The 24,844-nt window shown below is 48.7% G+C and carries 22 protein-coding genes; all 22 read right to left on the bottom strand.

The annotated features are described in order from the left end of the window. Window positions 1-101: 101 nt before the first annotated feature. The 22 genes from rpoD to yqfD all read right to left on the bottom strand — a co-directional run bounded on the left by rpoD (window position 102) and on the right by yqfD (window position 24,843). Entirely contained in the window at window positions 102-1,238 is a 1,137-nt protein-coding gene (gene rpoD, locus AC50Y5_RS03270) for an RNA polymerase sigma factor RpoD (RefSeq protein ID WP_046229898.1), read from the bottom strand. Between the two features lie 34 nt (window positions 1,239-1,272). Further along, entirely contained in the window at window positions 1,273-3,108 is a 1,836-nt protein-coding gene (gene dnaG, locus AC50Y5_RS03265) for a DNA primase (protein ID WP_056029286.1), read from the bottom strand. A gap of 42 nt (window positions 3,109-3,150) precedes the next feature. Continuing rightward, window positions 3,151-3,615 carry a YaiI/YqxD family protein gene (locus tag AC50Y5_RS03260; protein ID WP_442952510.1) on the bottom strand — a complete coding sequence of 155 codons (465 nt, stop codon included), beginning with the start codon at window positions 3,613-3,615 and terminating at the stop codon, window positions 3,151-3,153. Between the two features lie 42 nt (window positions 3,616-3,657). Then, entirely contained in the window at window positions 3,658-4,473 is an 816-nt protein-coding gene (locus AC50Y5_RS03255; RefSeq protein WP_056029292.1) for a pyruvate, water dikinase regulatory protein, read from the bottom strand. A gap of 84 nt (window positions 4,474-4,557) precedes the next feature. Then, the gene (glyS, locus tag AC50Y5_RS03250) at window positions 4,558-6,642 is read right to left on the bottom strand and encodes a glycine--tRNA ligase subunit beta (RefSeq protein ID WP_056029295.1); all 2,085 of its coding nucleotides are present in this window, start codon (window positions 6,640-6,642) and stop codon (window positions 4,558-4,560) included. Then, window positions 6,642-7,523: a glycine--tRNA ligase subunit alpha gene (glyQ, locus tag AC50Y5_RS03245; protein ID WP_046229903.1), complete on the bottom strand. Its 882-nt coding sequence runs from the start codon at window positions 7,521-7,523 to the stop codon at window positions 6,642-6,644. The genes glyS and glyQ overlap by 1 nt, the downstream gene beginning before the upstream one ends. Before the next feature lie 390 nt (window positions 7,524-7,913). Continuing rightward, on the bottom strand, window positions 7,914-8,942 hold the full coding sequence (locus AC50Y5_RS03240; RefSeq protein ID WP_494858402.1) for a pectinesterase family protein: 1,029 nt from the start codon (window positions 8,940-8,942) through the stop codon (window positions 7,914-7,916). Between the two features lie 129 nt (window positions 8,943-9,071). Then, window positions 9,072-10,046 carry a LacI family DNA-binding transcriptional regulator gene (locus AC50Y5_RS03235; protein WP_494858400.1) on the bottom strand — a complete coding sequence of 325 codons (975 nt, stop codon included), beginning with the start codon at window positions 10,044-10,046 and terminating at the stop codon, window positions 9,072-9,074. 74 nt (window positions 10,047-10,120) lie between these two features. Beyond that, on the bottom strand, window positions 10,121-11,749 hold the full coding sequence (locus AC50Y5_RS03230) for an extracellular solute-binding protein (RefSeq protein WP_494858398.1): 1,629 nt from the start codon (window positions 11,747-11,749) through the stop codon (window positions 10,121-10,123). Window positions 11,750-11,792: 43 nt separating this feature from the next. After that, window positions 11,793-12,674, bottom strand: a complete 882-nt coding sequence (locus tag AC50Y5_RS03225) for a carbohydrate ABC transporter permease (RefSeq protein ID WP_056029300.1) — start codon at window positions 12,672-12,674, stop codon at window positions 11,793-11,795. 40 nt (window positions 12,675-12,714) lie between these two features. Beyond that, the gene (locus tag AC50Y5_RS03220; RefSeq protein WP_442952511.1) at window positions 12,715-13,572 is read right to left on the bottom strand and encodes an ABC transporter permease; all 858 of its coding nucleotides are present in this window, start codon (window positions 13,570-13,572) and stop codon (window positions 12,715-12,717) included. Between the two features lie 328 nt (window positions 13,573-13,900). After that, a complete protein-coding gene (locus AC50Y5_RS03215) occupies window positions 13,901-15,061 on the bottom strand; it encodes a pectate lyase family protein (RefSeq protein ID WP_494858389.1) in 1,161 nt (386 codons plus the stop codon). A 305-nt stretch (window positions 15,062-15,366) separates the two neighbouring features. Then, a complete protein-coding gene (locus AC50Y5_RS03210; RefSeq protein WP_494858387.1) occupies window positions 15,367-16,905 on the bottom strand; it encodes an MDR family MFS transporter in 1,539 nt (512 codons plus the stop codon). Window positions 16,906-17,065: 160 nt separating this feature from the next. After that, window positions 17,066-17,812 carry a DNA repair protein RecO gene (gene recO, locus AC50Y5_RS03205; protein ID WP_056029308.1) on the bottom strand — a complete coding sequence of 249 codons (747 nt, stop codon included), beginning with the start codon at window positions 17,810-17,812 and terminating at the stop codon, window positions 17,066-17,068. A 56-nt stretch (window positions 17,813-17,868) separates the two neighbouring features. Continuing rightward, complete coding sequence (locus AC50Y5_RS03200; RefSeq protein ID WP_081418577.1) at window positions 17,869-18,027, bottom strand: YqzL family protein; 159 nt, start codon at window positions 18,025-18,027, stop codon at window positions 17,869-17,871. A gap of 106 nt (window positions 18,028-18,133) precedes the next feature. Continuing rightward, window positions 18,134-19,057, bottom strand: coding sequence for a GTPase Era (gene era / locus AC50Y5_RS03195; protein ID WP_056029311.1), 924 nt, complete (start codon window positions 19,055-19,057; stop codon window positions 18,134-18,136). Further along, window positions 19,057-19,503 (bottom strand): cytidine deaminase, encoded by a 447-nt coding sequence (gene cdd / locus AC50Y5_RS03190; protein WP_056029315.1) that lies wholly within the window; start codon window positions 19,501-19,503, stop codon window positions 19,057-19,059. Before cdd ends, era begins: the two co-directional genes overlap by 1 nt. Window positions 19,504-19,524: 21 nt before the next feature. Continuing rightward, a complete protein-coding gene (locus AC50Y5_RS03185; RefSeq protein WP_099519712.1) occupies window positions 19,525-19,896 on the bottom strand; it encodes a diacylglycerol kinase family protein in 372 nt (123 codons plus the stop codon). Beyond that, a complete protein-coding gene (ybeY, locus tag AC50Y5_RS03180; protein ID WP_494858384.1) occupies window positions 19,896-20,393 on the bottom strand; it encodes an rRNA maturation RNase YbeY in 498 nt (165 codons plus the stop codon). The genes AC50Y5_RS03185 and ybeY overlap by 1 nt, the downstream gene beginning before the upstream one ends. Then, a complete protein-coding gene (locus AC50Y5_RS03175; protein WP_494858382.1) occupies window positions 20,390-22,654 on the bottom strand; it encodes an HD family phosphohydrolase in 2,265 nt (754 codons plus the stop codon). The genes ybeY and AC50Y5_RS03175 overlap by 4 nt, the downstream gene beginning before the upstream one ends. 17 nt (window positions 22,655-22,671) lie before the next feature. Beyond that, window positions 22,672-23,643: a PhoH family protein gene (locus AC50Y5_RS03170; protein ID WP_056029326.1), complete on the bottom strand. Its 972-nt coding sequence runs from the start codon at window positions 23,641-23,643 to the stop codon at window positions 22,672-22,674. A gap of 6 nt (window positions 23,644-23,649) precedes the next feature. Further along, window positions 23,650-24,843, bottom strand: coding sequence for a sporulation protein YqfD (yqfD, locus tag AC50Y5_RS03165; RefSeq protein WP_056029330.1), 1,194 nt, complete (start codon window positions 24,841-24,843; stop codon window positions 23,650-23,652). Between the last annotated feature and the right edge of the window lies 1 nt (window position 24,844).

The raw sequence follows: 24,844 nt of genomic DNA, 5'->3' as shown, positions 1-24,844 counted from the left end.
AAAAAAGACCTTGCTGCTCGTTCATGCAGAAAGGTCCGATCGGGTAAAACATTATAGCCTGAATCGTGTTGTCAAACCTGCTTACCGTTCTAAGACACGATTTATTCGAGAAAATCCTTCAAGCGTTTGCTGCGGCTCGGATGACGCAATTTGCGCAGAGCCTTCGCCTCAATTTGCCGTATCCGCTCACGCGTTACGCCAAACACCTTGCCTACTTCTTCCAGCGTTCTTGTACGTCCGTCATCAAGACCGAAACGCAGACGCAATACGTTCTCTTCACGCTCGGTAAGCGTATCGAGCACATCCTCAAGCTGTTCCTTCAGCAGCTCATAAGCAGCTGCATCCGCAGGAGCAAGCGCCTCCTGATCTTCAATGAAATCACCAAGATGCGAATCGTCCTCTTCACCAATCGGCGTCTCAAGCGATACAGGCTCCTGTGCGATCTTCATAATTTCCCGAACTTTTTCCGTGCTCAGCTCCATCTCGGCAGCAATTTCTTCCGGTGATGGCTCGCGGCCCAGCTCTTGCAGCAATTGACGAGATACACGGATCAGCTTGTTGATCGTTTCCACCATATGGACTGGAATCCGAATCGTCCGCGCCTGATCGGCAATCGCCCGTGTAATCGCTTGGCGAATCCACCATGTCGCATACGTACTGAATTTAAAGCCCTTCAAGTGGTCAAACTTCTCAACCGCTTTAATCAGACCCATATTGCCCTCTTGAATCAAGTCAAGGAACAGCATGCCGCGTCCTACATAACGCTTGGCAATACTGACCACGAGACGTAGATTCGCTTCAGCCAGTCTGCGCTTAGCTTCCTCGTCGCCATTCTCGATTCTGCGTGCGAGTTCAATTTCGTCGTCAGCAGAAAGCAGCGGCACACGTCCGATTTCTTTCAAGTACATACGGACAGGGTCATTAATTTTAATGCCTGGCGGAAGCGCCAAATCATCATCAAAATTAAAGTCGTCCTGTTCTCTTTCCTGCTCTTCTCCACGATTATCAAGCGGATTATGACGCTCCTCATCATTTTCGTTGAGAACCTCAATCCCTTGATCATCCAGTTGCTCGAAAAACTCGTCTATCTGCTCCGGATCCTGGTCGAAAGGCGACAATTTCTCCATAATCTCTTTATAAGTTAGGGAGGATCTCTTCTTACCCTGTTCAATCAGCTGGTCCTTGACCTGATCCAGCTTTTGTTCAGCTTCCAATCCAGTATGCTGATCATTCGCCATATTCCGACTCCCTCCTCCCTAGAAACCCAGGCCTCTATCGTCCTTTAAGCTGTCTCTCTAGGGCATTAATCTCAGTGTGCATTTGCGCGGCTAACATATAATCCCCGGCACGTTCTGCCTGTACCGCTTCTTCCTTCTTAAGCTCAAGTTCCCTAAATGCGGGCACCTTGCTAATATCCTCGATATCAGCGGCTAATATGTCCTCGTCAAAAGGAACATCTTCCATCATTGAAATGGCTGCCGCTGCTCTCTCCAGGCGTTCATCCTGAAGCGAACCAATAAAGCGTCCGACATCTGGATCATGATCCTGCGCATAAAATGCGTACAAATAAGCAGCAAGCGCTGCATGATCCTCCACATTGAACGCTTCGCCAAGCCTGTCGTGCACCGCGAGCGCCGCTTCCCGGTCACGCATCATGACATGGAGCAGACGCCGTTCCGCCTTGATGTATGCGGGCAGCAAGGATGGAGGGCCCGAACTACGGCGATTTTCATTCCTACCATTATTCCACGAATTATCGTTATTATCCCCTTGCGGCTTCTTTTTTTGCAGCTCCAGCACTTTAGCTTGGCAGTCCTGCTTCAAAACGTCAAGTGGGAAATTAAACTCGCGGGACAACTCCTGTAAGTAAACCTCGCGTTCAATAGCGGAATCAAGATCTGCAACAATGCCAGCCGCTTCGAGCAAATAGTTTTTCCGGCCCTCTTCTGTTAGCAGTATATGGTTTTTCCTTGAATATATAAGCTTAAATTTTGTAGTGGTTGCCGCTCCGTCGATTGCTTCCCTAAGGAACGTATCCGGGCCGTATTCCTCAATATACTCATCGGGATCCTTGCCCTTCGGCAAAATAGATACTCTGACTCTAAGCTTGGCCTTCTCGAGCATCGGAATGGATTTCAAAGCAGCTGCTTGTCCGGCATCATCGCCGTCATAGCACAGGATAATCTCCTCCGCCTGCCTTCCGAGTATGGCACAATGCTCCTCAGTCAATGCTGTACCCATCGTGGCAACACCATTATTTACGCCTGCACTCCAGGATTTTATAACATCCATATACCCTTCAAACAGAACAACCTGTTTGCTCTTGCGAATAGCTGGTCTTGCATGGTGCAGATTGTAAAAAACTCGGCTCTTCGTGAACAGCATCGTCTCCGGGGAATTCAAATATTTAGGCTGACCGTCACCGATTACCCTTCCGCCGAAAGCGATCACCTTGCCATCACGATCCCATATCGGGAACATGATGCGGCTCCTGAAACGGTCGACATGACCGCTGCCGTCATTTTTAGCCGATAACAAACCGCCCTTTTCCATTAAAACTGGGTCAAAATTTCTTGCGGTTAAAAATCGGTTAAGCGTGTCCCATTGGTCCGGCGCATACCCTATCATAAAATGGTCGATCTGCTTTTCCCTGAGACCTCTATCAAGCAAATAGTCTTTAGCGATTTTGCCATGCTGTGTGTTATTCAATAGATAGTTATACAATTTCGCTGTCAACTGATGAGCTTCAATAATGGCTAAGCGGTCTAAGTCAACTTCTTCGCGCTGACCGCCCTCGGCGCCCGTCCAGGTTACAGGCATTCCTGCTTCCTCAGCGAGCACTCTGACCGCCTCTGGAAAAGAGTAGCCTTCGATCTCTTCCACGAATCGTATGACATGTCCGGTCTTACCGCAACCGTAACAATGGAAAATTTGCAGCTCTGGCGTGACCGTAAACGATGGGGTCTTCTCAGAGTGGAAAGGGCATAACCCTTTCATATATTTGCCGTGCTTCGTGAGATGAACATACTTCCCGACTGTCTCTACGATGTCATAATGACGGCGTACCGCATCTATGACCTCCTCCGGTATTTTATTACCGTATGTCATCGTTCATCACCTTCATCCTAAGTAACACGTAAATAATATTCGCTAAATGTCATGTTTCTCCTGCTCGCTTTGCAAAACTTTTGTCATCTTTTGTTGAAATCGATCTCGATCTTCCGTTGTCATAGCTTTCGGGCCCTTGGATTTACCGCCGCTGCGCCTGCGTTTAGCTTGTTCATGGCGGCGCTCCATCAAATAATCGATGTTGTCATCCGTATATTGCTCGCCGCGCGGCGAAAGGACAAGCGCCCCCTTGCCAAGCGCAATACAAGCGAGACCGAAATCCTGTGTAACAACGACATCGCCTTTCAGCAAATGATTGACGATATACATGTCTACGGAATCTTTCCCAGCCTCCACCTGTATAACTGAAACGCCATCTTCGGCTTCAAGGTGGTGATCATAGGAGGAGACCATCAGCACAGGCAGCGAGAAGCTTCGGGCAATTTGCTTAATTTCCGCTTTGACAGGACAAGCATCGCCATCAACGATAATAGTAGGCTTTGTTATAGGAATAACGAATCACCGCTCGTTTCTTCTCTAGAATATCGCTTAGGTGAAGCGAATATGCTCCATAATCAAGCTTGCTGTTTCTTCGACCGCACGATGGGATACATCAATAATGACACAGCCCAGCTGCTTCATGATGGATTCCGCATAAAGCAGCTCCTTCTCGATGCGATCCGTCGCCGCGTATGATGCACTGTTCGGCAGCCCAAGCGCCTTGAGCCGTTCTTTGCGAATAATGTTCAAATAGGGCACGCCAATCGTCAACCCCACAATTTTCGCCTTCGGAACATTAAACAGCTCTGCGGGCGGCTTGAGCTCCGGCACGAGCGGGATGTTCGCCACCTTGTATTTCTGATGGGCCAAATACATCGATAGCGGCGTCTTAGATGTCCGGGATACGCCAATGAGCACAATATCGGCCTTCAGCACACCCGAAGGATCTTTCGCATCATCGTAACGCACAGCAAATTCAACAGCATCCACTTTGCGGAAGTAGTTTTCATCCAGCACATGGTTCAGTCCCGGCTCTTGCCGTGATTGTTGTCCCGTCTTCACTTCAAGACTTTGGATAAGCGGGCCGAGCAGATCTATTGACACCGTGTCATACTGTTCTGCCAGCCTGCCCATCGCCTCGCGCAAATGCGGGATGACGAGCGTAAACAACACAATTGCGCCAGCTTCCTGAGCCTGACGGACTACCCGTTCAAGCCCCGCTACATCCGTAATGAAGGGCGCTCTGCGAATATCCGTCTGAATCGGATGAAACTGGGCGACGGCGGCTCTTACCACGAGTTCGCCCGTATCGCCAGCTGCATCCGATACGACATAAATAATGACATCTGTCATCGGTTTTGTCATGTTTTATCATCCTCCCCTTCTTAGTTAGAAGTTATTTCGAAGATGAACGATTCATTGATTGCTCCGGTTATTCTCTGCGCCCGCTTATGACCAGACGAGCTTCGAATAATCCGCCACAACCGCTATATCTTCTGCAATTAAAGAGAGGGTCGCCAAACGGTTAGCGCGTACCTTCTCATCTTCCGCCATAACCATAACCGCATCGAAATACGTATTAATCGGCGCTTTCAGCGCAGCTAGCTTAGCTGCAGCGTCGGCAATTTCCCCTCCGGCAACTGCTTGCTGGAACGATGCATGAACCGCCTGCCACTCCTTATACAGCGCGGATTCCGCTGGTTCTGCAAACAAAGCTTCGTCTACAACTTTAGTCGTTGCTTTGGCGGCCAAATTGCTGACGCGATTGAAAGCATCCACAATCAGCTTGAATGCTGCGCGGTCCTCGCCTGAGGCTTGCGCATTCAACAGAGCTGCGCGCTCCACTGTCAAGAGCAGATTGTTAAAGCCTGCACCCATTACAGCATCTACAACGTCATAACGAATCGCTTGCTCGGACAGCACGTTTTTCACACGAAGCGCCAAAAATTCCGTTAAATCCTTGCGTACTTCATCTGCACTGCGCTTCATGCCTCTAGCCTCATGAACCTCAAGCGCCGCATCAAACAAGTCGCTAAGCTGCAAATTCAAACGCTGTGCCAAAATAATTTGCACGACGCCAGCCGCTTGACGGCGAAGAGCGTAAGGATCCTGGGATCCTGTAGGAATAATGCCGATGGAGAAGCAGCCAACAATCGTATCCAATTTATCCGCAAGGCTTACAACGGCGCCAGTTATCGAGGCCGGTGCACGATCTCCAGCAAAGCGCGGCTGGTAATGCTCATTAATGGCAGCTGCAACTGTCTCGTTCTCGCCTGCTTTCCGAGCATAATCCTCACCCATAATGCCCTGCAGCTCTGGAAACTCGCCGACCATTTGGGTAACGAGGTCGAACTTGCAAATATCCGCCGTCCGGCTAATATGCGCTGCGGTACCCGCATCCACCTGCAATTTTGCTGCAAGCAAATCAGCCAAAGCTCTGATACGGCCTACTTTATTAGCAACCGTTCCTAGCTCCTCGTGATATACGATGTTTTCAAGCTTGGCAAGCGCGTCGCCAATGGCCAGCTTCTGATCCTCTTCATAAAAGAACTTCGCATCAGAAAGACGGGCGCGAAGCACCTTTTCATTGCCTTTTGCTACAACGTCAATTTTGTTCCGGTCGCCGTTGCGCACCGTTACAAAATAAGGGAGCAGCTGTCCTTTGCCATCCAGCACCGGGAAATACCGCTGATGCTCACGCATCGACGTAATGAGCACATCCTGCGGAATGTTGAGGAATTCGGGATCAAATGTACCGTAAAGCACATTCGGAATTTCCACAAGGAAGAGCACTTCCTCCAGCAAATCCTGATTGATGGCAATCTCCCAGTTTTGCTCCTTCGCCAGCTGCTCAATTTGAGCGACGATAATTTGTTCCCGCTCTTCTACATCGACGATGACATGCTGCTCGCGCAAACGTTCTTTGTACACCGCAGGCTCTGTCACAGTCGTCTCTGCGCCGAGGAAACGATGTCCTCTGCTGCTGTTGCCGCTGCGCACGCCTGTAATTTCAAAGGGTACAACATCTTGGCCATAAAGAGCCAATAACCATTTTATCGGCCGAATGAACTTCAAATCGTAGCTTCCCCAACGCATATTTTTCGGAAACGACATGGAGGTAATTAAATTCGTCAAGCCTTCGGACAATACAGCAGCCGTATCGATACCGATGCTGCTTTTGTTCGCATATACATATTCTACCCCTGCCAGCTCCTGAAAATAAAGCTGCTCCGGCTCCGCGCCTTGACTGCGTGCAAAGCCAAGCGCCGCTTTGCTCCAGTTGCCCTGGTCATCCTGGGCAATTTTGCGGGAAGGGCCTTTTACCTGCTCATTAACATCCGCCTGCTTCTCTTCAACACCTTGCACCAGAACAGCAAGTCTGCGCGGCGTAGCATATGCTTGTACATCTTGATGAGCGATACGCGATTCCGCAAGCCATTTTACCAGCTTCTCCTTAAGCTGATTCATAGCCCCTCTTACAAATCTTGCAGGAACTTCCTCCAAACCGATTTCCAGCAATAAATCTTTAGCCATTACGCCTCGCTCCTTTCTTTCAGCATCGGGAATCCCAGGCGCTCGCGCTCTTCCAAATAAGTCGCAGCCACTTGACGTGCCAAATTTCTCACGCGCATAATGTAGCCTGTCCGTTCCGTCACGCTGATGGCGCCGCGCGCATCCAGCTGATTGAACGCATGCGAGCATTTCAGCACATAGTCATAGGCCGGGAACACGAGATTATGCTCCATCGTCTTCTTAGCTTCCTCTTCGTACATATTAAATAATGAGAACAGCATCGCTGTATCCGAAGTCTCAAACGTATATTTGGAATGCTCATATTCCGGCTGCTTGAACACATCGCCGTACGTTACGCCGTCAACCCATTCGAGATCAAACACATTTTCTTTGTCCTGAATATAGGAAGCAAGACGCTCCATGCCGTATGTAATTTCCACGGCTACCGGACTTGCATCAAGGCCACCCACCTGCTGGAAATAAGTAAACTGCGTAATTTCCATGCCATCGAGCCATACTTCCCAGCCAAGTCCCCATGCGCCAAGCGTCGGCGCTTCCCAGTTATCCTCAACGAAGCGAATGTCATGATCTTTCGGATCGATGCCAAGGCGAGTAAGGCTCTCCAAATAAAGCTCTTGAATATTGTCTGGCGACGGCTTCAAAATAACTTGAAACTGGTGATGCTGATACAGCCTGTTCGGATTTTCACCATAACGGCCATCGTTCGGACGTCGAGAAGGCTCCACATAAGCTACATTCCAAGGCTCAGGCCCAATGGAGCGTAAAAACGTCATAGGATTCATCGTGCCTGCGCCTTTCTCTACATCGTAAGGCTGCACCAAAATACAATTTTGCTCGGCCCAGAACTGCTGCAGCGTTAATATCATGCTTTGAAAGTTCATACCTTTTCCGCTCCTTTTTTTGCTTTTGCAATTTCACCAGCGGCGGCAGTCTCAAGGGAACGCAAAAACTCTCGCCTCTACGTCTGCCGCCAGACATAGGGACGAGAGCTGATCTCCCGCGGTTCCACCCTACTTGGCTTTCTTGGATGCAGCAACAATAACCAGTTAATCGTACACTAGTTCTTCTCTACTTGCTGCGCAAGAAAACCCGCTTTCTTAAACGCGACTCCGGAGTGCCCTTTCGCTGCTGGTCCGCTTCGGGCTCCCACTATCCCCGAATCGCTAAAGCTGTAACCATCACAACTACTTTCTCCATCATTGTCCGATATTTATATCTGTTTATCATAAACAAATTGCGTGTAATTGTCAAACCTGACGGCAGAAAGCCGTCTATTCCATCGCCCGTTCCCTTTGAAGCGGAGACCAGCCATCAGCGCCAGCCAAAATCTGAGTTAGAGAATAATCAGCTGCCTGATCGGCTGTAAGCTGCTGCGACCAGCTAATTCGCTTGTCGCTGGAGCCGCCCGGCCCTGTACTTGCATATTCCCCATAATGAACGGTAGGGTGGGCTTCAGGCTTGTTCCAATCATCCCATCCGGCAGGAGCAATATGCTCGCCCATCCAGCAGCGGATAAAAATCGTTTTGGCATGATTGCGCCATGGCCTGCCTAAATATACGCTTCCTGCTGGAGCATCGCCTATCAAGCGGCATTCATTGAATACATATCCGTGAGGCGCATGCTCTGGGGTAGATGCAGCAGCAATCCATCCATTAATGGCATCCGGCTCAGCAGCGCCGCGATTTTTGGCAAAAATATCGCAGTAGTTGAACAGTACCGTAGCCGAGCCGAAAATAAAATCAACATCGCCTTCTATATAACAGTTCTCGTAAAATTGCCGGGACTGCTTTCTTGGAGCGCCTTCCCTTGGACCGCCAAAAAAACTGCGGTCAATAGGAACTTCCGGCAGCGGCCCCGTAAATAGCGTATCCTGATGGCCAATTAAACGGCAATTGCGGAAGCTGGCGCGATCGCCATCAGCGTAAAGCGCCAGCGCTTGGCCCACCTTTTCCCCAGGACCTGCCGTATTGATAAACGTCATATTTTCTCCTATAAAATCATCCGCTCCAACGAACACGGTATACGAATAAAACGTATGATAGAGCTCGCCGTCCAGAAATGCTTTTGTGGCATGGTCGTCAAAGCTGATGATCGTCTCCTTGGCACTTTCTCCTATTAAGCTGATCATTGGCTTTTCGATATGAAGCTTCTCATAATAAAACCCATTGCGAATATAAATGATGACCCGCTCCTCATTCGTTGCTGGAACGGTATCAACAGCTGCTTGAATGGATGTAAAATCGCCGCTTCCGTCAGCGGCTACTACAATAGAGACAACCTTGTTTTCTTCTGCTTTCATTCTAGCCGCTACACCTCCAACGGAAAAGCATGATGCCTGCTCTCGTCCGTCTCCTGAAAAATCGCTTCCGCTGTCCGCAGCGCCCAGGCAAGCTTCTTTGTCTGTTGCATCGCAAAGTCCTCCTTCAATCTAAATTCGCTCCTTGCAAATCGCTACCGAATTCCGCAAATACAGCTTCGGCTGGATGACAACCGGATATTTAGCATCTTCACCCCGTATCAGCGCAACGATCAGCTCAGCCGCCTGAACAGCCAGCTCGCCGAGCGGCGGGCCGATCGTCGTCAATGCGACCTCGGCATACTGCATATCCGGCAAATCATCGTAACCGATTAACGAGATATCCTGCGGCACTTGGAAGCCCGCTTCAATGAAAGCACGCAGCGCCCCTCGTGTAACCAAGTTGTTGAGGCCGATGAAGGCGGTTGGCGAGCTGCTCGTAAATGTGTAGTTGCGTACGGCAAAATACCCGTCTTCCCAAGAGGAATAAGCCGGAAGCACGCTTCCTTCGCAAAATTCCAATCCCGTCCGCTGCAGCGCCTCCTTATATCCTTCAATTTTAATGTTCTGGGAATTGCCGATAAAGCCAATGCGCTCATGTCCATGCGCTTTCAAGTGCTCGACCGCTTTGAAGATGCCTTCTTTGCGGTCGATTTTAATATAAGGCGAATTGGGGTTCTCATCCGCACCGAGTACGAAGCATGGCATCGGCATCGAGGAGACGAGCTTCCAGAACGCCTCCCGATCATCCAGCATATACTCCCAGAAAATGCAGCCATCCACTCGAAGCTGGCTGAAAATGTCTACCCCATCGCCCGCTATGACCAAAATCATTTGATAACCGCGGCTTTTCAGCTCGCTATGCAAATTTTTCGATATGTTGGAAAAGAGCGGGTTGCTGAGTTCATCCAGAACAAAGCCAATAATATTGCTTTTGCCCGAAGAAAGCTGCTGCGCCATAATATTTTTTCGGTATTGATATTTTTCCGCGATTTCCAGCACTTTCTGTCTTGTAGCCGGTTTAATTAGCGGATCATTGTTCAATGCCTTGGAAACTGTGCTGTAGCTTACTCCTGCAAGCTTGGCGATGTCCTTAATTGTAACCATTTCTGAGCCCACGCCTTTCCCGTCAACCGATTGCGGTTCCTCAAGCCCTATTCTATATGCTATATGCTTTAGAACTAGGATTTCGAGGCAGCCAAGTATCGGTCATACTGAGCCTGCCTGCCCGCAATGATTTGTTCAATATTCATATTTTTTAAGTTTGCAATATAAGCATCGAATTGATCAAGACTTTCTTTTCCTGTAATGAATTTCAAATTCATCTCATCTACATACGTTTGGATGTCCGGCATCGACATGTTTTCGACGCTTGCTTCCTCTGGCAGCGCATATACATTAGGGAATGGAGGACGGATATATTGCTCAAGCTCCTTATCCCGCTTCTCATGCCATGGCGCTACGATTGCATCCGCAGAATCCGTCGATTGCGCGCTAGGCAGGTTGACTGGGCCAATACCATATTTTTGAATGAAGTCATTGTCCTTGCCCTTCTCGGTGAACTGCTTCTTGCCGTCCTTCTCTTCGTACGTTACACCTTCAATGCCCCAAGTGTAGTAGGTTTGCGCTTCTTCCCCAATAGCATAGTCTAGAAACTTGAAGGCCAGCTCAGGGTTTTTAGCATTTTTGGAAATACCGAAAATTCGGCTTACCGGCGTGCGGCCCACGTAGAACTGGTCGCCATGCGGCCCTTTCAGCGGCAAAATGCCTTGGATAAGCGGCTCCTCCGGGTTGTAGTCCGCGAACAGCGGGCTGTACACCATCGACGTATACCAGCTGAAGTTGAACGTCGCGCCTGTTATATTTTGCGAAAATCTCGAGGTCACTTGATCCGCTGTTGTACTGGCGAAATCTACGCCCAGCAAACCGTCGTTATACAAGCCATTCAGGTAAGCCAAATACTCCTTGTAGACCGGCTCATAGTAACCATAATGGACTTTGCCGCTGTCATCTGCGTAAAAGTTGCTCGACAAATCCATGCCGAACACCGGGCCAAAAGCCATCGGTATAAATTTAGGGTCCATCGACATTGGTATTTCATCCTGCTTGCCGTTGCCGTTCGGGTCGTCCGTTTTGAATTTTTTCAGCATTTCCGTAAATTCGTCGAGTGTGGTCGGCTCTTGAAGGCCTAGCTTTTTGAGCCATCTTTCATTCACCATAAACTCCGGCATGTAATTTTTCGTCAGCGTCTGCTGGGGAATATAATACATTTTACCATCTGGAGTCGTCAGACTGGCTTTAATATCGGGCGATTTTTCATAAAGTTTTTTCAAATTGACGCCATATTTCTCATACAGCTCATCAAGCGGTATAAACAGTCCGCTATTTAAATATTTCATCGTCTGATCCGTATCCGGCAAATAAACGATATCAGGCAAATCCATGCCCGCCGCGAGGCGAGGCCCTACCGCATCCGGGTAGTTTTGCGGAGGCAGCAGCTCCCAATTCACTTTCACATTGGCATTTTTCTCAATTTGCTTGACGATTTCAGCCGATGCCAGATCCACATTCGTCGTCCAGGCATTCGTTCCGAGGAAGGTCAGCTCCTGATTAGGCTGGTCGGTAATCGGCCCCGAGCCGTTGTAGGCTGGCCCCGTTTCCGCTGCTGCGCTTGCTGCTGCTGCGCTTGCTGCTGGTGCAGCATTTCCATCTGTAGCTGCCGGTGCTCCACTGTTGCTGCATCCTGCTACTGCCGTTGCCAAAATGATAACCGATAATGCTTTTTTTGCCCCTTTTAACTGTTGTGCCATTGAACGTTCCCTCCCATAATAAAAGCCAAGTTTACAAGCGGTGTTAGCCTTTCACTGCGCCCAGCGTAATGCCTTTAACGAAATAACGCTGGATAAAGGGATAAATCATAATAATGGGCAAAATGCTGACGACGATGGATACATATCTGACCTGCAGTGAAGAGACGGCAAGCGCTCCAGTCGACGTGGCCCCGCCCATACGCTGCATAATTTCCGGAGATGCCATAATGAGCACCCTTCGCAGAAAAATTTGCAGCGGCTGCAGCTCCTGATTGCCTAAATAAAGCAGTGCCGAGAAAAAATTGTTCCAGTGAAACACCGCGTAATACAAGGTGAGCACTGCAAGCGTCGGCTTGACGATCGGCACGGCGAGCCGGAACAGCATCGTAATATCATTCGCTCCATCGATGGAGGCGCTCTCGAAAATTTCCTTCGGAATGCCTTCAAACGCCGAGCGGCAAATCATGACGTTAAACGTAATGACCAGCACTGGTACCACCATGACCCATCTCGTGTTATAGAGGCCAAGTGTCGTCAGCAGCATGTAAAGCGGAATTAATCCGCCGGAAAAATACATCGTAAACGCAATGAAGAAATTCAGCTTGCGTCTAAGGAAAAAATGCGCTCTGGACAAAGGGAAAGCGGCGAGGCAGGTGGCGACAATGTTCAGCGTCGTTCCGACAACGGTGTACCATACCGTATTGTAAAAGGAAACCCACAGCTCCTTGTACTGAAGCACCATTTTATACCCCGAAATCGTGAAATCGACTGGATATAAAAACACCTGCTGCTTGTCAATCGCGCTGACGGAGCTGAACGACACGCTGACGACATAAAGGAAAGGATATAAGGTTACGAGAATAGCCACACAAGTGATGAAATACACCAGGCTATAATAAATCAGATCTGTCTTAGATTTTTTCATGCCAGACTCCTTTTCCAGCGACTTGTTAAGGCGCGCTCTGTTACCATAGCGACATGTTCGTTGCCCGACGCGTCAATTGGTTCGCCGCAAACACGAGAATAAAAGTGATGATGGAATTAAATACGCCAATGGCTGTCGCAAAGCTGTAGTTTTGTCCGATGATGCCCATCCGGTACACATAGGTGGAAAGCACATCTCCTGTTTCATAAGTTGCTGCGTTATAGAGCAGGTAAACTTTCTCGAAACCTACGCTCATAATGCCGCCAAGCGACAGCAGCAGCAAAATAATAATCGTAGGCTTAATGCTTGGAAGCGTTAAATGCCATAACTCCTGAAATTTATTGACCCCATCGATTTTTCCTGAATCATACATTTCCGGATCAATGCTCATGATAGCTGCAATGTAGATAATTGAGCTGAAGCCGAAGCTTTGCCAAATGTCTGAGCTGGTGAAGATCGTGCGGAACCATCCCGGCTCCATCATGAAATTAATCGGTTCAAGTCCTATCTTCTCTAGCAAAATGTTGACGATGCCATCCGTCGGCGACAGGAAGTTGATCAGCATGCCGGCAATGACAACGGTTGAAATAAAATGTGGCAAATACGTAATCGTTTGGGCGAAGCGCTTGAATGCCCTATTTTTAATTTCCACTACGCAAATGGCGAATAAAATCGGAATTGGAAAGCCGAACAGCAGCGGCAGAAAAGCGAGCAAAAAGGTGTTGCGGAGCAGCCTCCAAAAGTAAATCGAGTCATAAAATTGGATGAACCATTTTAACCCGACCCAATCCCCACTGAAGATGCCCTTTCCCGGCGTAAAGTTTTTGAAAGCCATAATGACGCCCGGCATTGGAAAATACATAATGACCAAATAATAAATAAAAATAGGGGAAAACATGAGTAGTAAATATTTGTCCCGTTTGACTAGCCTAATCAGAGTCGCAGTGCGGCTATTCAATGAAATCCACTCCCTTCAGATTTAAATTTACAACGTTTGAAAAATTGAATATGACGCTGACTCCAATCAACGATCAACAGGCCATTTTACTACTCATCATCCCCCTTCATTTAAATTTACAACGTTGTAATTAATGAATAAATGTATGCGTTTTCATTACGTTTTTATCATTCTAGCAGTTTATTTTCGTTTTGGCAATGAAAACGATTTATAATTTTTTTAAAGCCATGCCAGCACTCGGTTTCAGCATTTGATTTGATTCGTCTGATTAATGGGGCCCGGCACCCGCTTGCACGATATTCGGCACATCCAGCACAGCATCAAGCGAATAGCTGTAAGGGAACGGCAGCGATGATGGGAATGCAGCTCCAGTGGCCGATGTTCCGGTCGTCTGATTGTAATAGTTGTTGCGCTCATAGAACGTGTAAGCGTCTGACGAGCTGTCTAGACCAACCTGATTGCTTTGATTCGTTTTGTAAAAATAATTGCGTTCGGAATAAATGACGCTGCCGCTGCCAATTTGGTTTGCATTGTATTGCTGCTGCGAAAAACCTGCTGAATTGTTGCCGCTCGGCGTTGTGCTGTTATCAAAATAGTTGTTGTACAGGTGTACAAAACCTCTCATCAGCGGACGGCCTTTCATGTTCGGGCCAAACCAGTTGTGATGCATCGTGACATGCAGCTTGCCGCCGCCATAGGTGTAAGAATCGCTGGCATTCGAGCCAATAATGAGCGCCAGACGCTCGGAGGCGAGATCCTGATTAACGCCTACCCAATTCCATAGCGGGTTCGGATTCATATTCACCCAGCTGTCAGTGAAGTAGAAATGATTGTAGGAGAGGGTTACATTATCCGACTTTTGCGAGACGAGCAGCAAATCGTCGCTGATGTTGTAGAAGGTGCAATGGTCAACGAGTGCATTTGTTACCCGGCGGAAGGATACGCCCAAATAGTTGGTGCCGCTGCCGCCTGGCTGCGTCGCTGCGCCCGAAAGATTTTGCAAATCCTTAATGTTGCCGTAGAAGGTAATGTTCTTAATGACGATATTTTCGATATTCGTACCTGTCGCAAGCAGCTCGCCGCTGAACTTGAGCTGAATATTTTGCAAAAACGCTTGTCCGCCCGCTGCCCCTTCAATCGTGACATTGTTCCAGCTGGTGCTGGCGAATGTCAGCGTCGTTAATTGCGAGCCGCCATAAATGTTGCCTTTAACAATAATGTGGTGCTTCCCGTTGTTAAAAGCCGCTTGCAGCTCTGCCAAGTTGGTAACCGTGACCGCAGCTGCCGTAGAGCCGTCTGTCGTTCCGTATCCGCCTGTTGAAGCCGCCTCTGCCCGAGATATACCGAATTCGGATACGGGCGCTGATACTAAACAAGCACTAACCATTAACGTACTCAGTAAAAGCATAGACCATTTTTTCAAACGCATTTTCTTACCTCCTCTTAGGTTTTGGTGAAGCAGGTGAAGCAGTGCTGCTTAACAATGGGAACCCCCTTTCTATCTTGAAAGCCAGAAACTGAATAGTAAGCGCTTACAAGATGGAATTGATTATACATCTATTTGTAAATTTTGGATAGTATTTTCTTTTTTTGCGTGCCCGGAAAAATAAAGCTTACACCCGTTGCAAAGCTGCAGAAGGCTTTAGCATCCTCCCACACTACAAGTACAGCTGCCTCCATTTTTACAATAAAAAAGGAGCAGACCCAAGGCCTGCTCACTATCCCTGTTATATCTTATTTCCCCTTCGCCAATTTTCTTGCCTGCATCCGTTCCCGCTCAATTAGTTCTTTCATCGAGGCATTGCCCATCCATAGGACACAAGCAAGCGCCAGCACGGCTGGAACTATGGACCACATAAACGTCGTGGAAATCGAATGAGACAGCGCGCTAATAATTTTATCCATCACTTCTGCCGGAATCGACTCCCGTTTTTCAGGGGTCAGAATTTGCCGGACATTTTCAGTAGGGAGCGCCGCGCCGCCACTGCCGCCTGCAAAAGCATCGCTCATGCCATTCGTGAAGCTATTGCGCTGAATAATCCCAAACACCGTAATGCCGACCGTCATCCCGAAGGAACGAATAAACGACATTGTAGCATTAGCAGACCCTCGCTGCCTCATATCGAAGCTGTGGATGGTAGACATCCCGAGCACTGAGAACGAGAAGCCGATGCCAAAGCCCGTAATGAACATAAAGAAAGCAAGCGTCCATTTGGTCGTTTCGGGACTGATCGTTGAGAGCAGCATAATGCCTGCAATAAAAATAATGGCGGACAGCACCATAACGTTGCGATAAGGCATTTTATTAGCGAGAAAACCGCCCATTTGCGCTGCGAATACCGAGCCTAATGTCATAGGCAGCAGCATTAGGCCAGAGCTAGTAGCCGTACCGCCGTATACCCCTTGCACAAAAATCGGAATGTACAAAGCTGCAGTAATAAAGGCTGCGCCATAAAATAGGGCAGCTCCCGTACTTGCGCCATACAGGCGCACACGGAACATTTTGAACGAAATAATCGGCTCAGCCGCCTTGCGTTCAACAAATATGAAAATAATAAACAAAATGGCGAAGATCGCGAACAACCCTAAAATTTGAGCAGAATCCCAAGCGTATTCATTGCCGCCAAGCTCAAGAGCGAACATTAAGCTGACGATGGAGCCTACCAGTGTTGCGGCTCCCCACCAATCTATTTTCTGCTTGGAATGTTCCATCGATTCCTTGTAAAACAATAAAATAAACAACATAGCTACAATTCCGAACGGAATATTAATATAAAAAATCCAGCGCCAGTTAATATAATCGGTAAAATATGCGCCAACGAGCGGGCCGAACAAGCTTGACGTACCGAATACGGCTCCAAACAAGCCGCCCATTTTACCGCGCTTTTCAGCGGGAAATACGTCGAAAACAATCGTGAAGGCAATCGGCATCATGGCGCCGCCACCGATACCTTGAATAGCCCGGTAAATACTAAGCTGTGTGATCGACTCTGCGGTTCCGCATAAAACCGATCCCAGCAAAAACAAGAAAATGCCTAATACAAAAAAACGTTTCCTTCCGTACATGTCGGACAGCTTGCCGAAAATCGGCATTCCCGCCATCTCTGTTACCAAATAAGCGGAAGTGACCCATACAAATTTGTCCATACCGCCTAGATCGCTTACAATCGTTGCCATAGCCGTTGATACAATCGTATTATCGATCGATGCAACGAAGATAGCTAGCAGCAATCCCGCTACGACGAAGCCAAGTCTACTTTGAGCCGCAGACATGAAAAATTCCCCCTTGTAATGATGTGAAATGCTTGAAAAGCTCTAGTTGTGGCGTATTGCCGTGCGCTGCTCAGCTTTGTTATTATAAACAATCCCGTCCTGGAGTCCTATTGGACGAGAGAACGAATAAACGCTCGGTCCAGGGACCGAACGCCATTTTTTATAAGCTATATTTATCAAGCTGATCCAGAAAACCGCGCGACTTCAGCGGAATGCCAATATGCAGGTCCATCAGCATACGCATTACCTTCTTAAGCTCTTGCTTCGTTTCTGGCTTGACTTGAATAGAACCAAGCCTGCGCAAATCCATTCGGACAAACAATCGCAGCAGCTTATACGCTGCTTCAGACAATACGATGCCTTGGGGGTCTTTGTGACCGCATCGGCGGCATAATACACCGCCTGCGGCTGCACTAATTCGGAAGGGAGTCTCCTCACCGCCGCATTCCACACAATGATCCAGTACAGGCGCATACCCTGACATATCCAGCACTCTCATCTCATAAAGATGAGACACAATCTGCGGGTCCTTCCCCTCCACCAAGCCGCTTAAATAAGCCTTCAGCTGCTCGAACAGAAAAGAACTGGTATCCTCCTCCTGCATTGCCCTATCCGTTAATTCTGCCGCATAGGAAGCGTAAGCAGTCAGCTCCAGCTGTTCGCGGAGCAGATGGTTGGACGCTAAAATTTCACCATGATTCAGCGTACCAAGTCCGCTAGTGCGAAAAAAAGTAAATTCCGCGTATGTAAAGGGCTGCGCGAGAGAAGCGTGCCTGCTTCGAGCCTTCTTCGCGCCGCGTATCAATATCCCTACCTTGCCATTCGTATTCGTCAGCACATTGATTATTTTATTATTTTCCCCATAATCCATGCTGCGAATAACGATGCCTTCCAAACGATACAGCATAATGAAACTCCCCCGTGACCGGCTTAAGACAGTCAGAAGGCTGCGCGCCCACTGAACTAAGGAGAAGCTTCTTCTAGCTCGGATGCCCATTCCTGGTCATCACCGAGCATTGAGTTAGGATGATCCGCTTCTCCAAGCTGATCCATTTCCTTGTAGAGCATATAAGACTCCACATCACCGGTCAATGTAAAATACTTCCACGAAAAATTCCGCAATCGTATCAACCCTTTCCGCCTCGGAAATGCTGCTCCAGACGGTATTAGATTGCGTTGATCGCATGAATGTTATCCTTAGCAATTTACGTCAAATTAGAAGCGGCCTTTAGTCGTTTCTAAAGCCTAAGTCTTTAAGCACTCTTTCCTGGTTGCGCCAGTCCTTCTTGACCTTGACCCACAGCTCAAGGAACGTACGGGAGCCCAGAAGCGCTTCAATATCACGGCGTGCCAGCTTTCCAACTTCCTTGAGCAAGGCACCCTTCTTGCCAATAATAATACCCTTCTGGGAGTCGCGCTCGACATAGATGACACAGCCAATGTAGACAACGCCATTTTCCTGCACCTTCATGTCCTCAATCGCAACCGCAATGGAATGCGGAATTTCCTCACGCGTCATATGCAAAATTTTCTCGCGCACCAGCTCCGTTACAACGAACTGCTCCGGATGATCCGTAATTTGATCGGCAGGGTAATATTGCGGTCCTTCAGGCAAATAACGGATTAGCTGATCCATAAGGGTTTCCACGTTATTTCCTTGAAGTGCAGAAATTGGAATAATTTCCGCAAAATCATATAAATCTTTATATTGCGTAATAATCGGCAGCAGCTGCTCTGGATCGATTTTGTCGATTTTGTTCAGCACGAGAAAAATCGGCGTCTTGACCTTTTTAAGCTGCTCGATAATAAAACGGTCGCCGCCGCCAATGCCATCGGCTACATCAACAAGAAACAGGGCAGCTTCGACTTCTTGAAGCGCGCTTTGCGCGGTTTTCATCATGTAGTCGCCAAGCTTGGACTGCGGCTTGTGAATGCCTGGCGTGTCCAAAAATACAATTTGTGTATTGTCTTTCGTATATACGCCATGAATTTTGTTGCGTGTCGTTTGGGGCTTGTCCGACATAATGGCAATTTTTTGCCCGATCAGGTGATTCATCAGCGTGGACTTGCCCACATTAGGTCGGCCGATGATGGCTACAAAGCCGGAACGAAATTTGCCGTTTGTACGGTTGTCAGTTGTAGGTGTACTCATTAGGCTTCAGCTTGCCCCTTTTTCAATACCATTGGTGTAAATGCTCCAGGCAGCAAGTCAGAGACGGTCGAAATCGACCAGTTGCCCCGCAGATTGCCCATAATAACTGGCGTATCCGGGTAAAGCAGCTCAACGAGCACCTGGCGGCAAATTCCGCATGGCGTAATAGGTTCTTCCGTATTTCCAATAACCGCAATCGCTTGAAATTGTCCTGGCTTTTTGCCATCGGCAATCGCCCGGAACATAGCAGTGCGCTCCGCGCAGTTGCCCGGACCATAAGCAGCATTTTCGACATTGCAGCCATAGTGGACATGCCCGTCGTTGTCTAGCAGGGCAGCGCCGACATTAAACTTGGAATAAGGCGTATAGGCCCGCATCATCGCCTCTCCTGCCTGATTAAGCAAAGCTGCATAATTTTCTTGCAAACCTTCGTAAGTAACTGTCATTTATTGTTGACTCCTTTAAAATTACTGGCGTCCCGCCGTTATGGCTTGCCATAATGGCGGGCCAAGAATAATAAAACCAATGAAGACGGCAAAGCATGCTGCCAGCAATACAGCACCAGCAGCAACATCTTTTGCCGTCTTAGCGAGCGCATGGCGCTCCGGACTTGCAAGATCTACAACTTTTTCCACCGCTGTATTGACCATTTCTGCTACGATAACGATCGCCATCGTGAGCAGCAGCAGTGCCCATTCCATACGTGTAAGCGATAGAAAAGCGCCAAGCAGAATGACCGCAGCAGCGACCAGCACATGAATGCGCATATGGCGTTCATTTTGCACGCCAAATACGATGCCCGCCCACGCAAATCCTAAACTGCGTATAAACTTTTTCATTAACGCGACAAGCCTGCCTTCGAAAGCACTGCTTCCTGCTTGCTCGTCATCACTGCCTCATCGCTTTCCGTCTCGTGATCATAACCGATTAAATGCAGAAAACCATGAACAAACAGGAAGCCGATCTCCCGCTCAAGCGAATGGCCGTACTCCTCGCTTTGCTCAACCGCTTTCTCTACGGATATAACAATATCGCCCAGCATGCCCGAAATAGGATCAACCTCATCTTCGCTTTCCACTTCAAAAATAATGTCCAGCTCATCCGTTCCATCATCCTGCATCGCAAATGATAAAACATCAGTAGGACGATCAATGTTGCGGTAGTCGCGATTCAACTGATGAATTTGATCATTATCGGTAAAAGTCAGCGTTACTTCGCCCGTTGTCATGCCTTCCGCTTCGCCAGCCAATTGAAGCAATTGCTCCAACCGGGTGATCCAAGCTTCGGGAATGTCTACCTTATCCTGCTCATTGCTATAATCCAGCTGCAAACTCATGCTAAACGCTCCTTTGACTTAACATCCTCAGGGTACTCAATTCGGGAGTGAAAAATCCCGATTACGCTTTCCTTGAGCGACTGTGCGATCTTATCCAGCTCCTTGAGCGTCAAATCGCATTCGTTGTATTGATTGTCATCCAGCCTGCTTTTGATGATTTTGTTGATCATCGCTTCTACCTGCTCAACCGTAGGGCTGCGCAGGCTGCGGACAGCTGCTTCCACGCAATCGGCAATGCCGACCACAGCGGCTTCCTTCGACTGGGCTTTCGGGCCAGGATAGCGGAAATCATCCTCCGTAAAGGAAGGCTCCTCCCCCTGCTCCTCAGCCTGCTTAAGCGCCTTGTAATAAAAGAATTTCAGCGACGTCGTGCCATGATGCTGCTCGGCAATATCACGAATAGGCTTCGGTATATTATGCGCCTTAAGCATATCCACGCCGTCCCGCGCATGGGCGCAAATAATCGACCGGCTAAGCTTTGGATCAATCGAGTCATGCGGATTTTCCATATTCGTCTGATTTTCAATAAAATAATTCGGCCGCTTCGTCTTCCCAATGTCATGGTAGAACGAGCCTACACGGCAAAGCAGCCCGTCCGCCCCGATGGACTCAGCCGCAGCTTCCGACAAATTGCCGACCATGACGCTGTGATGGTACGTTCCCGGCGTCTCGGTAAGCAGCTTGCGCAGCAGCGGATGGTTCGGGTTAGACAGCTCGACAAGCTTGAGCGCCGACAAAATGCCAAAGGTCACTTCAAAAAACGGCATAAGGCCAATCACCAGCACAGCTGTCAGCAGGCCGCTTGCAAAAGCAAAGCAAAGCGAATACACAAGCGGCCCTTGATCCAGACGCTCCGTCAGCAGCATGAGCGCAAGAACGGAAAACGTGCCGAACAGGCTGACCATAATGCCTGCCTTTAAAATCGTCGATCGCTGGCTTGCTCGATGTATCGAGAAAATAGCCGCGACGGAAACGACGATAATAACAAAGCCGTATTGGAAATCAAAAATTTGATTTTGCCCCGTGCCCGAATTCAGCACGATGCTGCCGATAATCGCAAACAAAATCGAGCTGATTAATGCCAAATGCATATCCAGCAGCAGCGTAATCAGCATCGTCCCGAGCGCCGCTGGAGCAAGGAAGCCGACATACGGGATTTCATCTGTCTGGATTAATGAAATAATGATCATCACCACGATGTTGATCAAATAGATGAGCCACAGCATTAAAATTTGCGCATTATTATATTTCGGCTTCAGGCCGGAAATGCCGCCTGACTGATGCAAATAGCTGTACATCGCCGTGATGAACAAAACGGACAAAATCAACAGGCCAAGCTGCGGCCAATAATTGCGTTTATCCTGCAGCAGTGCCGAATCCTTCAGCAGCTCATACATTTCTGGCGTGATGACTTGCCCGCGCTTGACGAGAACGTCGCCTTCCTTGATAACGACCTGAGGCGTGTTTTTCTTCGCCTGGATTTTCGCTTCATCCGTCGCTTCCTTATCAAGAAAGCGGTTCGGCATAATGGAGAAACGCGCCAGCTCCTGCACAATTTCACGGCTAGTCCGGTCGGAGAGGGAGCTTGCGTTCACCAGCTCCGCCACACGGGTACGCGCAGCATCCGCACTGCGGAGCTGCTCGCTCATTAGCTTGCGTACAATCTCCTGCGCAACCTGGCGCATTTCCGTAATTGACTCTACCGACATGCGCGGCATTTTATAAAATGTTTCCTCAGAAATCGCGTATTCCTGCTCTTTAATAACGACCGCCATCTCATCGAGCAGCGTATCGCTATAAGTGCCATTGCCTTTATTTACCTTGACGTAATTATCAACAAAATCGGGATACCTGCCGGGAATTTCATTGCGGTAAATATCGATTTTATTTTGCGTCGTAACCTGATCATCCTGATTCAACTGCTCCATGCGCGAAAAAATCTCGCCCAGCAGCAGCTCGCTGCGCAGCGCGACGTTCGAATAGATCGCATCTACGCGGTTCGCCGCTTCCTCCTGCGCCTGCAGCGTCGCCTTGCTGTCCGGTATTTGATGGGGAGCGACGATATCCTTCTCGCTGGCTACGCCCTCTTGAATATCATACGTTTCCGGAACGAGATGCGGAGAGAGACTGAAATAAAACAGCAACACAAATAATAACATGAGCACGAAGCGGACAGCTACGCTCTGTTTCCACCCCGCAGCCTTGGAGCTCTGCAGGTTCCCCTGTTTACCGGAATGATTCTGGTTCTGGTTCTGGTTCATGGAGCGGACATTCCTCTCTATGCTTTGTTCTCAGCGTCCTGATTGTAGGCGACAATGATTTTCTGCACTAAGGAGTGACGGACAACATCCTGCTCGGAAAAAAAGATAAAGCCAAGTTCGTCTATGTTTTGCAAAATCCGCTGTGCCTCTATTAAACCCGAGTTTTTCCCTCTTGGCAAATCAATCTGTGTCACATCGCCGGTAATAACCATCTTTGAGCCGAAGCCTAGACGTGTCAAAAACATTTTCATTTGCTCCGGCGTCGTATTCTGGGCTTCATCCAAAATAATAAAGGAATCATCAAGGGTCCGTCCCCGCATATACGCAAGCGGAGCAACCTCAATGGTGCCGCGTTCAAAAGCCTTTACCGTCTGCTCAGGTCCCAGCACATCATGCAGGGCATCATAAAGCGGACGCAAATAAGGATCGACCTTCTCCTGCAAATCGCCGGGCAGAAAACCGAGATTTTCGCCTGCCTCGACAGCTGGCCTTGTCAGTATGATTCGCTTCACCAATCCCTGCTTCAAGGCGGCTACGGCGAGCACGACAGCCAGGTAGGTTTTTCCTGTGCCGGCTGGTCCAATTCCGAATACGACGTCATGCTTGTGAATCGTCTTTACATAATGGCGCTGGCCAATCGTTTTAACCCGAATGGGCTTGCCGCGAAACGTAGTTGTAATTTCAGCCTTGAATAAATCAAGAAGCTCTTCTGCCTGCATCGTACGGGCCAAATCAAGCGCATACATCATGTCCCGCTCTGAAGGCATGTAGCCGCCCCTTACAAGCTGCAGCATGACGCTGAACAGCTGCTCAAGCGAGCGTACCTCCTGCACAGCACCAGAAATGACGATTTCTGCCTCACGAGATGTGATCGAGGACTCGCACTGCGCCTCTACCAGCCTCAGGAACTTGTCCTGCGGGCCAAATACCGCTAATCCTTCTCCCGCGTTTTCCAGCGGAATTCTGACGACTATTGTTTCATTTAGCAAACAACCTCAATCTCCTTGCATCTGGACTAGTGGCATCTCTTTCACAATCGATTGCTCTACTTCAAAAAGAACTTTCATATAAACTTTACCATTCTCCGTCTTTTCATGCAAAACAATTTCATCCCGGATGACCGCATCGCTGCCTGCTTTTGTCATTACATTCGCTTTCGCCTGCAAAATTCCACCTGCGCGCGCTTCATCCGCTGATAATTTAAGCTCTTCCGTATGCACTTCCATTACCGTCTGCTTCATCCGTCCGAAGGGCAGGCTTATGCTTTTAAAGTTCGCCTTGTCCTCCTCCACGATCGTCTCCGACTGCTCGTACGGATTTTTGCCGTAGCCGCTCACCTGCAGCGCCCTGCCGCCAATGACCACATACCACTTCTCCTTCTTTTCCCCCGTATACGCTTTAACCTGCTGCGACATCGGTGAAGCAATATTAAATTCATACCAGACCAGCCCGCGAACTGAGCCCTTTGCCACAACCGACTGCATATATGCGCCGCCGCCCAGCGTACCTGAAATCAACGTTTGTCCTTTTCTGACCTTCGTGTTTTTCTTTACGACAGCACGACCGCGTTCCGTATAAATTTCCGTAATGACCGCATCAGCAGAAGCAATGAGATGGCGAGGGTTTTCCAATTCGCGATGATCAGGCTCGGTCGTTTCCGCGACTTGAATGATGATTCTTGTTCCTCTTTTCTCCACGCCGATCCATGTTGCTTTCGGCAGCTTGTTGACGAGCCTTTTTGAAATAATATCCGTATCCGCCAGGCGGAATGACCATTGGAGCGGGAAAATCCCCTCCTGCCGCGCCGCCTCAACAATTTCCTCCTCCGTCAATTTCACGTTGCCCTTAACCTCAACCGACCATATAAGCGAGGAGAGCAAATAGATGCCAATAAAAAATAACGCAATGCCTGCGATGAAAAATTTTCGTTTTTCAAGCCTTGCTAACCAAAACGGCATCCCTTGCCGCTTTACGACATGCGCCCTACAGCCTGTCTCCTTTAAAAAAGGCTTCAAGCGAAAATAACCACTCAAAGGCACATCAAACTGCAGCTTGCCATCGCCCGTCCAACCGATGGACGCAAGCTGCAGCCCCCCTTCCAATGCCCGATTTACAAGCTGCTCAGGTTGTCCGCCCCTGATAGTTACTGTTACGACGCCGAGTACCCAGTCCGACCATTTCAGCTTCAAG

The organism is Paenibacillus sp. JT22N7, assembly GCF_059383875.1.
Note: the sequence above shows the minus strand (reverse complement) of the source record. Positions and strands in the feature narration are given on the sequence as shown.

Coding starts and splice junctions, on each gene's coding strand:
- AC50Y5_RS03175 (WP_494858382.1), bottom strand. CDS start 22,654: ATGAACCAGAACCAGAACCAGAATCATTCCGGTAAACAGGGGAACCTG.
- era (WP_056029311.1), bottom strand. CDS start 19,057: ATGAGTACACCTACAACTGACAACCGTACAAACGGCAAATTTCGTTCC.
- cdd (WP_056029315.1), bottom strand. CDS start 19,503: ATGACAGTTACTTACGAAGGTTTGCAAGAAAATTATGCAGCTTTGCTT.
- AC50Y5_RS03185 (WP_099519712.1), bottom strand. CDS start 19,896: ATGAAAAAGTTTATACGCAGTTTAGGATTTGCGTGGGCGGGCATCGTA.
- AC50Y5_RS03225 (WP_056029300.1), bottom strand. CDS start 12,674: ATGAAAAAATCTAAGACAGATCTGATTTATTATAGCCTGGTGTATTTC.
- AC50Y5_RS03210 (WP_494858387.1), bottom strand. CDS start 16,905: ATGTCTGCGGCTCAAAGTAGACTTGGCTTCGTCGTAGCGGGATTGCTG.
- AC50Y5_RS03230 (WP_494858398.1), bottom strand. CDS start 11,749: ATGGCACAACAGTTAAAAGGGGCAAAAAAAGCATTATCGGTTATCATT.
- glyQ (WP_046229903.1), bottom strand. CDS start 7,523: ATGAACTTTCAAAGCATGATATTAACGCTGCAGCAGTTCTGGGCCGAG.
- AC50Y5_RS03220 (WP_442952511.1), bottom strand. CDS start 13,572: ATGTTTTCCCCTATTTTTATTTATTATTTGGTCATTATGTATTTTCCA.
- glyS (WP_056029295.1), bottom strand. CDS start 6,642: ATGGCTAAAGATTTATTGCTGGAAATCGGTTTGGAGGAAGTTCCTGCA.
- AC50Y5_RS03215 (WP_494858389.1), bottom strand. CDS start 15,061: ATGCGTTTGAAAAAATGGTCTATGCTTTTACTGAGTACGTTAATGGTT.
- rpoD (WP_046229898.1), bottom strand. CDS start 1,238: ATGGCGAATGATCAGCATACTGGATTGGAAGCTGAACAAAAGCTGGAT.
- dnaG (WP_056029286.1), bottom strand. CDS start 3,108: ATGACATACGGTAATAAAATACCGGAGGAGGTCATAGATGCGGTACGC.
- AC50Y5_RS03240 (WP_494858402.1), bottom strand. CDS start 8,942: ATGAAAGCAGAAGAAAACAAGGTTGTCTCTATTGTAGTAGCCGCTGAC.
- ybeY (WP_494858384.1), bottom strand. CDS start 20,393: ATGAGTTTGCAGCTGGATTATAGCAATGAGCAGGATAAGGTAGACATT.
- AC50Y5_RS03235 (WP_494858400.1), bottom strand. CDS start 10,046: ATGGTTACAATTAAGGACATCGCCAAGCTTGCAGGAGTAAGCTACAGC.
- AC50Y5_RS03255 (WP_056029292.1), bottom strand. CDS start 4,473: ATGACAAAACCGATGACAGATGTCATTATTTATGTCGTATCGGATGCA.
- recO (WP_056029308.1), bottom strand. CDS start 17,812: ATGCTGTATCGTTTGGAAGGCATCGTTATTCGCAGCATGGATTATGGG.